Genomic DNA, 11,908 nt, shown 5'->3' with positions numbered 1-11,908 from the left:
TCCTTTGAAGAGAGCATCGCTCTCAGAAGACCGGAACAGAACCGGGACAGGTCCATAGGCCAGACGCGCGGCCAGCCCCTCCATCTTGGCCTCATGCTGCGCGACGGTTGGCGATGCTAGTGCTGCAACCCGTCACCTGAGCGCAAGTCAGAACGCGACCACCCGAAGAATTGCCGTGGTCGTCTCCAGTGGCGCACCGGCCCCATACCGCTCACACTGAAGCTTATGCCCCATCAGGTCGGCCCGGATCCGCTCATCCACACCAGCCGCGAGCAACCGATCCTCAAAGCTGTGACGCAAACCATACATGCTGTGCTCGGTGCTCTGCATCAGGGCGTTTTCCCGCAGAAACTTATTGACGGCAGCGCTGAGTGAGCCATTCGCGTCATACCGGGGAAAGCCGCCAGAGTGGCGTTTAGCCGCCTTCAGACTGACCTCCACGAGCGGGATCTTCCGGCGCGCGTAAACCGTTTGAGCTGGCGACCTTCAGGCTCGATCGAAATATGCGGATCGTCATGCTCAAGGTGAATGTGACCAGGCAGCAGGCCGGCGATCTCGGCCGGTCGACAGCCGGTGTTGATCATGATCCTCAGAATGTCATGAGCCTGATCGTTCAGACCATTCAATCCACCCTGCCGCAGAATGTGATCCAGAATCCATTCATCAGAAAACGGCAGCCTGGTATTCTGCTCCCCTTCGGTGAAGGCCAGCTTTTCAAGGGGCAGATCCAGCCTCAGGCGCTTCATGTCATTCACGGTATGCAAGATGCCTGAGAGGGTCGAAATATCTTTATTGGTGCTGTTGGCGGCCAGACCTTCGTCGCGGATCCTCTCCCACCACCACTGACGGAAATCGAGAGCATTGTCGCGGCTGATGTCGTTGATGGCGATGTCGCCTGTCACCTCAATCAAGTTTGACATCGCGCGCTTGCATTGGTTGCGCCATATGCGCAGCTGATTGGCGTCTTTGCCGTGAATACGTTCCTCCGCCAGGCCCCGGAAGAGCTCGGGGGCCCTGGTGATTGATATGGCGGGCGCCCTGGCAAGGCCGAGCAATGCGGCCGCCTCTTCCGGTCCGGAGTTTCCGGCCGCGTCCCGGGACTGCCGGGCCCGCTCTACGATTTCAGCCAGGGGCTGAGCCTCCACCTGCCCGACCGGGAGATATCGGAAGCCCCTTGTCTGGGCGAGATTGCGCGCGGCATCGAAGCAGACAAGGGCATCATCTTCCCGGCCTGCGAGCTTTGCTTCCCATCCGAGGATGTGCTGATCTCAGACTGCACGGGCCTTATCTTCAGCCTCGCTTCGAGAATCGGTTGAGGGTAACAACCAGCCGGGGGCGCTCGCAAATGCCCAAATAGCGCACCGGGATGCGTCTCTTGAGGCAACAGGTTTGCCGCCCAGGATGATTCCCATTGGCCTGAAATACAGCCGCGGACATCATCGCCAAGGGAAGTGATGTACAAAATGATGCACGAAAATTTCAGGCAGGCGCGCGAAGCGCCTGCAATCAGGATGCAAAATTCACCAATAAGCCTTTGATATCAATGGTGTTTCGGCCCTGAAGTGGTCGGGATGAGCTGGAGCGGGCGGCGGGAATCGAACCCGCGTCTCCTGCTTGGAAGGCAGGGGTCTTACCATTACACAACGCCCGCATCTGCTGCCTCGCCCTTAGGGCCGGCGACAGTTTTCTTCAGATAGCGGGCTTCGCGCGCTTGTGCAAGCGCGGCAAGGTGGCTTCTTGCACATCCCGGGCCCGGAACCCCGGTTTTTGCCGGTTTTCATTTGACGCAGCCGCCCTTCGGGTGCAGGAAGCGCGCCATGCTCATCCTCAAGATATTCCGCCGCCCCGAATGGGATGCTTTCCGTGCCGCCGGCGAAACCGCCGGCGCGCCGGTTGATCTCGCCGATGGCTATATCCATTTCTCGACCCCCTCCCAGGCGGCGGAAACTGCGGCGAAGCATTTCAGCGCGGAAAGCGACCTTGTGCTGGTGGCCTGCAATGCCGACCGCCTTGCCCCCGATCTGAAATGGGAGGAATCGCGGGGCGGCGCGCTCTTCCCGCATCTCTACCGCAATTTGCGGCTGGCAGATGTGGTCTGGGACAAATCGCTGCCGCTGGGCGCGACCGGCCATATCTTCCCCGAAGGCCTGATCTGAGGAAAACACCATGAGCCTGATCGAACGCGCCGGCCTTTGTCTTTTGCACCGGTTCGATCCCGAACGCGCCCATGGGCTGTCGCTTTCCGCGCTGCGCGCCGGGCTGGCCCCTTTGCCGGGGCTGGTGACCTCAGCGCGGCTCCCGACCGATCTGGCGGGGCTTATGCTGCCAAATCCGATTGGCCTCGCGGCGGGCTATGACAAGAACGCGGTGGCGATTGCGGCTCTGTCGCGGGCGGGGTTCGGCTTTGTCGAGGTCGGCGCCGCGACGCCGCGCCCGCAGATGGGCAATCCGCAGCCGCGCCTCTTTCGCCTGACCGAAGACCGTGCCGCGATCAACCGTTTCGGGTTCAACAATGAGGGGATGGAAGCGATTGCCGCCCGGTTGCAGGCGCGCCGCCCCGGGCCGGTGCCGGTGGGGCTGAACCTTGGTGCCAATAAGGATTCCGCCGATCGCGCGCAGGATTTCGCGAAAGTCCTGGCAACCTGCGGGCCTTTCGTCGATTTCGCCACCGTCAATGTCTCGTCGCCCAACACCGAAAAGCTGCGCGATCTGCAAGGGCCGGCGGCGCTGCGCGCGCTGCTTGCGGGGGTGATGGAGACCCGCGCCGCCCTGCCCCGCCCGATTCCGGTCTTCCTGAAAATCGCCCCCGATCTGACCGGCGAAGACCTCGCCGCGATTGCCGAAGTGGCGGTGAGCTCGGGCCTGTCGGGGATCATCGCGACCAATACCACGCTGTCGCGTGAAGGGCTTGTAAGCTCCCATAAGAGCGAGACCGGCGGGCTCTCGGGCGCGCCTTTGTTTGAACGCTCTACCCGGGTTCTGGCGCAGCTGTCGCAGCTGACCGAGGGCCGGATCCCGCTGGTCGGGGTCGGCGGTGTCGGCTCGGCCGAACAGGCCTGGGAAAAGATCCGCGCCGGTGCCACGGCAGTGCAGGTCTATACGGCGATGGTCTATGAAGGGATCTCGCTGATCGGCCGGATCGCGAGCGGGCTTGACGCGATCCTCGCGCGCGAGGGCTATGCCTCGGTCAGGGATGCGGTTGGCAGCGGTCGGGGAAGCTGGCTCTAGGCCTTCAGCGGCCCCGCCCTCAGCGTCCGGTCAGGCTATAGGCCAGCAGCCCGACATATTCCTTTGCCGCGACATTCAGCTGCCGCAGGTTATAGGCGAAGTTCCAGCCGACACCCCAGCGGAAGGGCCGCGCCCGGAAATCCACCGGCCAGGGCAGGAGTTCCGTCCATCCGGCGGCGCGGAAAGTGCGGATCGAACGCTCCATATGGAAGGCCGAGGTCACGAGGATCCAGGTCTCGCCGGGTTGCGGCTGCATCATCTCATAGCTGAGGCGCGCGTTTTCCGCCGTATTGCGTGAGGCGGATTCGATCACCATCTGCGCGGGCGGAATGCCCTGTTCCAGGAAGAAGACGCCCGCGGTGGTCTGTTCCGGCGGCACCCGGATCGCCTCGATATTGCCGATCGCGCCGATCCCGCCCGAGAAGAGCAGCTTTGCCCCGGGGTAAAGTTTCGCAAGTCGCAGCCCTTCGGTGAACCGTTCGGCGGCCTCGTTAAAGCGCACCTGCGGCCCCTGGACGGTCCAGATCCCGTCCTCGGCACCGCCGAGTACGATAATTCCGGTGACCTCCGGCGGCAGGTCCGGGATCGGGTAGCGCTCCTCCAGCGGCCGCATCGCCATATCGCCGACCGGCAGAATCGCAACGCTCAGGGCAAAACCCAGCGTCAGGCCCAGCGACCAGCCCGCCAGGCGGCGCCGGCCGAGGAGAAGGCCGAGCGCGGCAAGTGTAAGACCGATGAAAAGCCAGCTCTCCGGGCCGATCAGACCCCAGATGAGTTTCGAAGCGATGAAGAAAAGCGTGTCCATGGGTGTCTTCTGCCCCGGTCGGGGCACGCGGGCAAGCCTCAGCCGGGCGGCGAAAAGCGGTGGCGGGCGTGAAACCGCGCCAGTTCCTGCGGATCGGGGCGCGGACCGCCGGAAAAGATCGCGACATAATCGGGGATGCGCCGCATCCTGTCGGCAAGGCTTTCGCTGACCTGCATCGAGATATACCCGATCTGCGTCAGATAGATGGCACGGGCGCGCACATCTGCCTCATGGGGCGCGTGGCCCCAGCGGATCAGCATGGCGCAAAGCGCGTCGAGGCGGTGCTGATCGGCCTCGCGGATGCGCCCGGCGATATCGGGATCCTGCAACCCCCAGCCCCGCACCGCGAATTCCAGCCGGTCATCAAACACCGCGCGGTCAAGAAAAAGCGAGATCACATTCAGATGCGCCTCGGCCTCCGACGCCGCGTAAGCATCACAGGCCGCCAGCAACGGGACGGTGGTGCGCGCCTCCCAGCGCTTTGCCAGCGCGGTCAGCAGCGCCTGGCGATCTTTGAAATGCCAGTAAAAACTGGTCCGCGCGAGGCCCAGCTGCGCCGCCAGCGGCAGGATCCTGACCTGATCAATGCCGCCCTCGATCAGCGCCGCATAGGCCGCTTCGAGCCAGATTTCCGGCGAGCCGCGCCAGCCGGTTTCGGGAATATCGCCTGTTTCCATGGCCAGAGCCTAGCCGTTGCGTCCCCTTGGCGCAACGCAATGTTCAGTCATGACCTTAAACTTGACACGTGTGAACATTCCTTTCATCCTTGCCGCCAAACAGGTCCAGCAGGTTTGCCCGATATGTCGAATGATCCCCTCCTCCAGTCCTTTCAGCTGAAACATCTGACTCTGAGAAACCGGATCATGATCACCAGCCATGAACCGGCCTATCCCGAGGACGGGATGCCGAAAGGCCGCTACCGCGCCTATCATGTCGAACGCGCCAAAGCCGGGGTTGCGCTGACGATGACGGCAGGTTCGGCCAGTGTCGCGCGCGACAGCCCGCCGGTGTTCAACAATATCCTCGCCTGGAAAGATGAGGTGGTCGGCTGGATGAAGCAGATGGTCGATGAATGTCACGACCATGGCGCGGCGGTGATGATCCAGCTGACGCATCTGGGGCGTCGCACCCGCTGGGACAAGGGCGACTGGCTGCCGGTTTTGGCCCCCTCGCATGAGCGCGAGGCGGCGCATCGCGCCTTCCCCAAACGCATGGAAGACTGGGACATCGCCCGCGTGATCCGCGATTTCGCTGATGCGGCCGAGCGGATGAAGGCGGCAGGCGTCGACGGGATCGAGCTGGAAGCTTACGGCCATCTTCTGGAACAATTCTGGTCGCCCCTGACAAATGATCTCGACGCGCCTTATGGCGGCGGTCTCGACAACCGGCTGCGCTTCACCTTTGACGTGCTGCGCGCCATTCGCGACCGCTGCGGGCCGGATTTTATCGTCGGGCTGCGCTATACCGGCGACCAGGATCTGAAGGGCGGCATGGGTCCTGATGAGGGGCTGGAGGTCTCGCGGCGTCTGCGCGACAGCGGGCTGGTCGATTTCCTGAATGTGGTAAAGGGCCATATCGACACCGATCCGGGCCTTACCGATCTGATCCCGGTCCAGGGCATGCCCTCGGCCCCGCATCTTGATTTCGCGGGCGAGATCCGGGCCGCGACCGGGTTTCCGACCTTCCACGCCGCCCGCATCCCCGACATTCCGACCGCCCGCCATGCGATTGCCTCTGGAAAGCTGGATATGGTCGGCATGACCCGCGCGCATCTCGCCGACCCGCATCTGGTCAGGAAGCTGCGCGAAGGGCGCGAGGACGATATCCGCCCCTGTGTCGGCGCGAATTACTGCCTTGATCGCATCTATCAGGGCGGCATGGCGTTCTGCCTGCACAATGCCGCCTCGGGCCGCGAAGAAACGATGCCGCATGACATCCCCCCCGCCCCTGCGGCGAAACGGGTGACGATCATCGGTGCCGGCCCCGGCGGGATGGAGGCCGCGCGGGTGGCCGCTGCCCGCGGTCATGCCGTCACCGTGCTTGAGGCCGCCGACCAGGCCGGTGGCCAGATCCGCCTGACGGCCCAGGATGCGCGGCGGCGCGAGATGATCTCGATCATCGACTGGCGCATGGCGCAATGCGCGGCCCAGGGGGTGACGTTCCGCTTTAACACTTTTGCCGATCCGGAAACGGTGCTGGAGACCCGGCCCGAGGAGGTGATCATCGCCACCGGCGGCCTGCCCCATACCGAAGTGCTGGAGGCCGGCAATGACCTGGTCGTCTCGGCCTGGGATATTCTCGCGGGCGATGTGAAGCCGGGGGCGAGCGCGCTGATCTATGACGATGCGGGCGATCATGCGGCGCTGCAGGCCGCCGATCTGATCTCGGCCACCGGGGCAAGCGTCGAGATCGTGACGCCGGATCGCAGCTTCTCGCCCGAGGTGATGGCGATGAATCTCGTGCCCTATATGCGCAATCTGCAAAAGCGTGACACGACCTTTACCGTGACCTGGCGCCTGATGTCGGTCACGCGCGAAGGCAACCGGCTGCGCGCCGTTCTAGGCAGTGATTACGGCGACTTCCGGCGCGAACGCCTGGTGGATCAGGTGGTTGTGAACCATGGCACGAGGCCGCTTGACGATCTCTATTTCACGCTGAAACCGCTGTCCTCGAACCTGGGCGAGGTGGATTACGAGGCGCTCTCGACCGGAGGGTTTCAGGGGCTGCGGCCGAACCCGGAAGGCGCCTTCCGGCTGTTCCGGATCGGCGATGCGGTGGCCGCGCGCAACACCCATGCGGCGATTTATGACGCGCTCAGGCTGGTTAAGGATCTGTGACCGCCGCCATGATTTCGGCGGTCAGCCAGGCCCGAAACCGCATCAGCGGCGGATAATCGGGCCGGGCCGCCGGCCAGGCGAGGTGCCAGGCCCCGGCGCTCCTGATCGTAAGGTCGGGCGCCGCGCCTTAACCGGCCACCGCCACCTCTGCCAGGGTCGCGAGCCGGTCGAAAAAGCATCCCCTGGCTGCCTCTGTGATCGACGCCCTGCGCGCAGCCCATCCTCCCTGGCGTCAGGAGGGATGGCCAGGTGCGAAAGCGGCGCATATAGGTATCTCCCGCTTTTTCTAAGTGATAGCCGGGTATCTGCCTGGGTGCATGCACGCGCGGTCTCATCGGGTACAGAATACCGGCGCCGCCCCGGTCTGGCTGGCCGGAAAAAAGTGCAGCATCAGCCAGGTCCTGGCGAAAATCAAACGGCACGAGCCGGCTGAGAATACTGATCGAAACATCGCGATGCGCGACTGCGGCCCCGGTGACGGATACCATTCGTGCCGCCGCCTCAAAGGTGGCGTGCAGCGGGAGCGAGGGCAAGACCCCGCGCTTCCGAACCCGCATGATGTTGTGAGCAATCCTTTATGGCATAACGCGGGGGAATCCCGGATGAAAGACCAGAGGTAGCAGGAGGCGATCATGGGCCGTTCGGTCATCGTGCACGAGAATTTCCTGCGGCGGGTGGCAAGCGGCGATCTGCCGCCCGGCCCTGCGCCCCGGGGCCCGCTTGACCGGGATCTGGCGCTGTCGATCTACCGCTCTGCCTGCCTGAGCCGCGCGCTTGACCGCGAGGCGCGCGCGATGCAGGCCGCAGGGACCGGGTTCTACACGATTGGCTCGTCGGGCCATGAGGGTATGGCGGCGGTCGCGGCAGCGTTGCGCGTCACGGATATGGCCTTCCTGCATTACCGCGATGCGGGCTTCCAGATCCAGCGTGCCAGTCAACTGCCCGAGGCCTATCCCCCCGGCCAGATGATGCATGACATGCTCTTGTCCTTCGCCTGCTCTTCCGAGGATCCGATCTCGGGTGGCCGGCATAAGGTGCTGGGCTCGCGCGCGCTTTTCATCCCGCCGCAGACCTCGACCATCGCAAGCCATCTGCCAAAGGCGGTGGGGGCGGCCTGGTCGATCGGGGCGGCGAAACGGCACCGGCCGGAACATGCGATCCTCCCCGATGACGGGCTGGTCTTTTGCAGTTTCGGCGATGCCTCGGTAAACCATTCCACCGCGCAGGGGGCCTTCAATGCAGCCGCCTGGACGGCGTATCAGTCGCTGCCGCTGCCGCTGCTTTTTTGTTGCGAGGATAACGGGATCGGGATTTCCACCCCTACACCGAAGGGCTGGATCGCGGCGAATTTCACCCAGCGACCGGGGCTGAAATATTTCGCCTGCAACGGGCTGGACATCTTTGAGACATTCGCGACCAGCCAGGCCGCCGCCGCTTTCGTCCGGAGCCGTCGCAAACCCGCCTTCCTGCATATCTCGATGCTGCGCCTTTATGGCCATGCCGGGGCGGATATGCCGACGACCTATCTGCCGAAAGCCGAGGTCGAGGCCGAGGAGGCGAATGACCCATTGTTGCATTCTGTGCGGTTGCTGGTGGAATCCGGGGCGGCAACATTGGTGGAATTGTTGGATATCTACACCTCTGTCGCGGCGGAGGTCACGGCAATGGCGCAGAAGGTGATCACCCGTCCACATCTCTCAACCGCCGCCGATGTCATGGAATCGGTGATCCCGCCCCTGCGCAACTGCCGGTCGGTCACTGCGCCGCCAGCCGCTGCCCGGGCAGCCATGTTCGGCAGCGATCTGCAAGCGATGGAAGAGCCCCAGATCATGTCGCGTCTGATCGGCTGGGCGCTTTCGGACCTGATGCTGGAACATGGAGAAACGGTGCTGATGGGCGAAGACGTGGGGCGCAAGGGCGGCGTCTACGGTGTGACGCAAAAACTCCGGTCCCGGTTCGGGCCGGACCGGGTGATCGACACGCTGCTCGATGAGCAATCCATTCTCGGCCTCGCAATCGGCATGGCGCAAAATGGCTTTGTCCCGATGCCGGAGATCCAGTTCCTCGCCTATCTGCACAATGCCGAAGACCAGATCCGGGGCGAGGCTGCGACTTTGCCGTTCTTCTCGACGGGGCAGTTCAGCAATCCGATGGTCCTCAGGATCGCGGGCCTGGGCTATCAGAAAGGGTTCGGCGGTCATTTCCACAATGATAACAGCTTTGCGGTGCTGCGCGATATTCCGGGGCTGATCCTTGCGGTGCCCTCGGATGGGGCGGAGGCGGTCAGGATGCTGCGTGAATGCCACCGCCTTGCGCGGGAAGAACAGCGGGTGGTCGTTTTCCTGGAACCCATCGCGCTTTACCCGATACGCGACCTCTGTGCGGCGAAGGATGGTGGCTGGCTGCGGCACTACCCCGCCCTGGGCGAGCGAATCGCTCTGGGCGAGATCGGCCAGGCGGGAGATGGTAAGGATCTGGCGATTGTGACCTATGGAAATGGCCGCTATCTGTCGGAACAGGCGCGGCCGGCGCTGGAGGCGCTCGGGATCGGGATCAGGATCATCGACCTGCGCTGGATCTCGCCGCTGCCGGCAGAGTCGCTGATCCGGGCAGTGCAGGGCTGCGATCATGTGCTGGTGGTCGATGAAACCCGCCGCTCAGGCGGGCTGGCCGAGGCACTTATGGCGCATCTCGCCGAGGCGGGCATCGCGCGCCTTGCACGGCATACGGCGGAAGACAGTTTCATCCCGACCGGACCGGCCTATGCCGCAACTCTGCCGTCGCGAGACAGTATCATCCTGGCCGCCCGGCAGTTGCTGGCGCGCTAGAACGCGCGAAAGGTCATGGTTGTGAGGGTGCGCTGGATGCCGGCTATGTCGAAAAGCTTTGACGACAGGTAATGGCCGGTATCCTCGCCCTCGGGGATATAGACCTTGGCGATAATGTCGAAATCACCGCTGGTCGAATAGAGCTCGCTGACGACTTCCCGGTCCCAGATCGCATCTGCGACCTCGTAAGTGCGGCCCGGAGTGCAGCGTATCTGAACGAAAACCAGTGACATGGGAGTGCCCTCTCTTCTTTCGCCGCAGCCTAGCGCCGCCCTGATCAAAGGGAAATCCCCCCGCGACCGCGAAACGATTTCTTGCAAGAAATCGTGCCGGAGTTTTTCAAAAACTCCGGGCGGCCCGCTTCATGCGCCCGCGTCGGCCCGGTCATCTTCGGATTTCAGCTCCAGTTTTGGCGCCGCCCGCAGGTCGGAGATTCCCAACAGTTGTTTTGGCCGCGCGAGCCGGTTCCTGACCACCCAGTGCAACCGCGTTTCAGCCCGCGTGATCGCCACATAGGCCAGGCGTTTCCACAGGGGCACGCCCGCCTCGGTCCGGTTCGCCCAGGCTGCCGCCGCAAGATCGGGTGCGAAGACCTGCACTTCGGGCCATTGCGAGCCCTGCGCCTTATGGATCGTCACCGCCGCCCCATGCAAGAACGCCGCCCCCATCGTATGGGCATGGGGAATGAAAGGTTCCTCCTCTTCCGGCCGTTCGATCTTGATGATCGAGGCGACCGAGAGCTGCGGATCCTCTGCCCCCAGCACATGCAGTTTCGCAAATCCCGAGCGATTTCCCGGCCCCAGATAGATCACCTGCGCGCCTTTGATCAGGCCACGCGCCTCCAGATCCACCCGTTTTTTGCGGTGTTTCAGCGGCAGCTCGAGCCCGTCGCAGATCAGCGGCTCGCCGGGCATCAGATCATCGGCGGGGGCGTTGTGACCAAGGCGAAAGGCGGTGATCAGTTTAACCCGCGTTGCATTGCGCCACACCAGAACCGGCGAGCGCGCCATCAGATCGGCATCGACCCGTTCCGACCACATGACCCGGTCATCCTGACCCGCCTTTTCGCGCACCAGCCGTTCGAAATCGTCAAAGCCGATGCTGTCATCCGCCAGCGCATGCGCGAGATCGAGGATCGGATTGTCCTGGGTCTGACGGTGGATGCGGTGCAGGCTCAGCCGCTGTTTCGGCTCCAGCCCCTCGAACACCATCTTGCCCGACTGCCCGACCGGCGCCAGCTGCGCCGGATCGCCGAACAGCACGAGACGCGGGAAGATCTCCTGCAAATCGTTGAACTGCCGTTCATCCAGCATCGAGGCCTCATCAACAAAGCCAATATCCAGCGGATCTTCCCGCCGCTTCCAGCCCTGAATGAAATCAGACCCTTTCAGCCCTGCCGCCGCCAGCGCGCCGGGGATCGACGCGACCTGCTGATAAAAGGCATGGGCGCGGTCCAGCGCCTCCTCGGTCAGCCCCTCGACTTTCGGCCGTTCAGCCTGACCCGCGAGCCATTCGGCGATCCGCTCATATTGCGGGTCATAGAGCGGCGTATACAAAATACGGTGGATGGTGGTCGCCGGCACGCCGCGCTGGCGCAGAACCGAGGCCGCCTTGTTGGTCGGCGCAAGGATCGCGAGACTGCGGCGCTCCTTGCGGCGCTTGCCTTCCCAGTCACCCGAGACGATCTCGACCCCGGCGCCTTTCAGCGCCTTGTAGAGTTCGGCGAGCAAGAGCGTTTTCCCTGACCCCGCCTTGCCGATCACCGCCATGACAGAGGCAAGCCCCTCGCCCGGCGGCAGCAATATGCCATTGTCGATATCAACCCCCTGGGATTTCAACCCGGAGGAAATACGGTCCCAGGCCTCGGCCTGATCGTCAGAAAAAGTGGGGGCCAGTGCCTGCATGGCGGGCAGACTATCCTTTGCCGCCCGCAAGCGCCAGCGGCGCCAGGCTCTTCACATGCGCCACGCCCGGCCAGGACCACGATGCGCTGAAAACACATGCGCGACAACTGCCGGCATCGCAGATTTCAGTGTGGCAGCCCTTTGGGATTCGGGCGCTTGCCGTCCTTTGCCGCTGGTTTGCCAATCTCCAGCTCGGCGGCGCGCAAAGCCTCTTCGACCTTCTGCGCCAGCGCGGGAAGGTCATTCGTCAGCGCATATGCGCGCAAGTCCTTCAGGACATCGAAAACCCAGTCGTGCCCCATACTG

At 63.6% G+C, this 11,908-nt stretch carries 11 protein-coding genes and 1 tRNA gene; 4 read left to right on the top strand and 8 right to left on the bottom strand.

Going from position 1 to position 11,908, the window contains the following annotated elements; genetic code table 11:
* Window positions 1-147: 147 nt before the first annotated feature.
* From JC607_RS25425 to JC607_RS14780, 3 genes are all read right to left on the bottom strand, one after another.
* Window positions 148-441, bottom strand: a complete 294-nt coding sequence (locus JC607_RS25425; protein WP_233092916.1) for a hypothetical protein — start codon at window positions 439-441, stop codon at window positions 148-150.
* The gene (locus JC607_RS25420) at window positions 426-1,055 is read right to left on the bottom strand and encodes a hypothetical protein (protein ID WP_233092915.1); all 630 of its coding nucleotides are present in this window, start codon (window positions 1,053-1,055) and stop codon (window positions 426-428) included. The genes JC607_RS25425 and JC607_RS25420 overlap by 16 nt, the downstream gene beginning before the upstream one ends.
* 522 nt (window positions 1,056-1,577) lie before the next feature.
* Window positions 1,578-1,651, bottom strand: a tRNA-Gly gene (locus JC607_RS14780).
* A gap of 166 nt (window positions 1,652-1,817) precedes the next feature.
* Between JC607_RS14780 and JC607_RS14775 the strand changes: the two genes are divergently transcribed.
* Together JC607_RS14775 and JC607_RS14770 are read left to right on the top strand one after the other, a co-directional pair.
* Window positions 1,818-2,156 carry a DUF952 domain-containing protein gene (locus JC607_RS14775; RefSeq protein WP_198837675.1) on the top strand — a complete coding sequence of 113 codons (339 nt, stop codon included), beginning with the start codon at window positions 1,818-1,820 and terminating at the stop codon, window positions 2,154-2,156.
* Between the two features lie 10 nt (window positions 2,157-2,166).
* On the top strand, window positions 2,167-3,228 hold the full coding sequence (locus JC607_RS14770; RefSeq protein ID WP_198837674.1) for a quinone-dependent dihydroorotate dehydrogenase: 1,062 nt from the start codon (window positions 2,167-2,169) through the stop codon (window positions 3,226-3,228).
* 19 nt (window positions 3,229-3,247) lie between these two features.
* Here the strand turns inward: JC607_RS14770 and JC607_RS14765 are convergent, their stop codons facing one another.
* Both JC607_RS14765 and JC607_RS14760 read right to left on the bottom strand, forming a co-directional pair.
* Complete coding sequence (locus JC607_RS14765; RefSeq protein ID WP_198837673.1) at window positions 3,248-4,033, bottom strand: YdcF family protein; 786 nt, start codon at window positions 4,031-4,033, stop codon at window positions 3,248-3,250.
* Window positions 4,034-4,071: 38 nt separating this feature from the next.
* Complete coding sequence (locus JC607_RS14760) at window positions 4,072-4,710, bottom strand: TetR/AcrR family transcriptional regulator (protein WP_198837672.1); 639 nt, start codon at window positions 4,708-4,710, stop codon at window positions 4,072-4,074.
* A gap of 123 nt (window positions 4,711-4,833) precedes the next feature.
* On the opposite strand from JC607_RS14760, the gene hpbA reads away from it, so the two are divergent.
* Together hpbA and JC607_RS14750 are read left to right on the top strand one after the other, a co-directional pair.
* Entirely contained in the window at window positions 4,834-6,870 is a 2,037-nt protein-coding gene (gene hpbA, locus JC607_RS14755; protein ID WP_198837671.1) for an N-methyl-L-proline N-demethylase HpbA, read from the top strand.
* A gap of 632 nt (window positions 6,871-7,502) precedes the next feature.
* Window positions 7,503-9,698 carry a thiamine pyrophosphate-dependent enzyme gene (locus JC607_RS14750; protein WP_198837670.1) on the top strand — a complete coding sequence of 732 codons (2,196 nt, stop codon included), beginning with the start codon at window positions 7,503-7,505 and terminating at the stop codon, window positions 9,696-9,698.
* On the opposite strand, the gene JC607_RS14745 is transcribed toward JC607_RS14750, so the two are convergent.
* The 3 genes from JC607_RS14745 to JC607_RS14735 all read right to left on the bottom strand — a co-directional run bounded on the left by JC607_RS14745 (window position 9,695) and on the right by JC607_RS14735 (window position 11,904).
* Window positions 9,695-9,931: an Lrp/AsnC ligand binding domain-containing protein gene (locus JC607_RS14745; protein ID WP_198837669.1), complete on the bottom strand. Its 237-nt coding sequence runs from the start codon at window positions 9,929-9,931 to the stop codon at window positions 9,695-9,697. The two genes, JC607_RS14750 and JC607_RS14745, sit on opposite strands and share 4 nt — an antisense overlap.
* Before the next feature lie 129 nt (window positions 9,932-10,060).
* Entirely contained in the window at window positions 10,061-11,602 is a 1,542-nt protein-coding gene (locus JC607_RS14740; RefSeq protein WP_198837668.1) for an ATP-dependent RecD-like DNA helicase, read from the bottom strand.
* Window positions 11,603-11,727: 125 nt separating this feature from the next.
* The gene (locus JC607_RS14735; RefSeq protein ID WP_198837667.1) at window positions 11,728-11,904 is read right to left on the bottom strand and encodes a hypothetical protein; all 177 of its coding nucleotides are present in this window, start codon (window positions 11,902-11,904) and stop codon (window positions 11,728-11,730) included.
* Window positions 11,905-11,908: the final 4 nt, after the last annotated feature.

Origin of the sequence: Paracoccus sp. IB05 (genome assembly GCF_016405985.1) — a bacterium.
GTDB lineage: Bacteria > Pseudomonadota > Alphaproteobacteria > Rhodobacterales > Rhodobacteraceae > Pseudogemmobacter.
The sequence above is the reverse complement of the archived record's forward strand: the minus strand, read 5'-3'. Positions and strand labels throughout refer to the sequence as shown.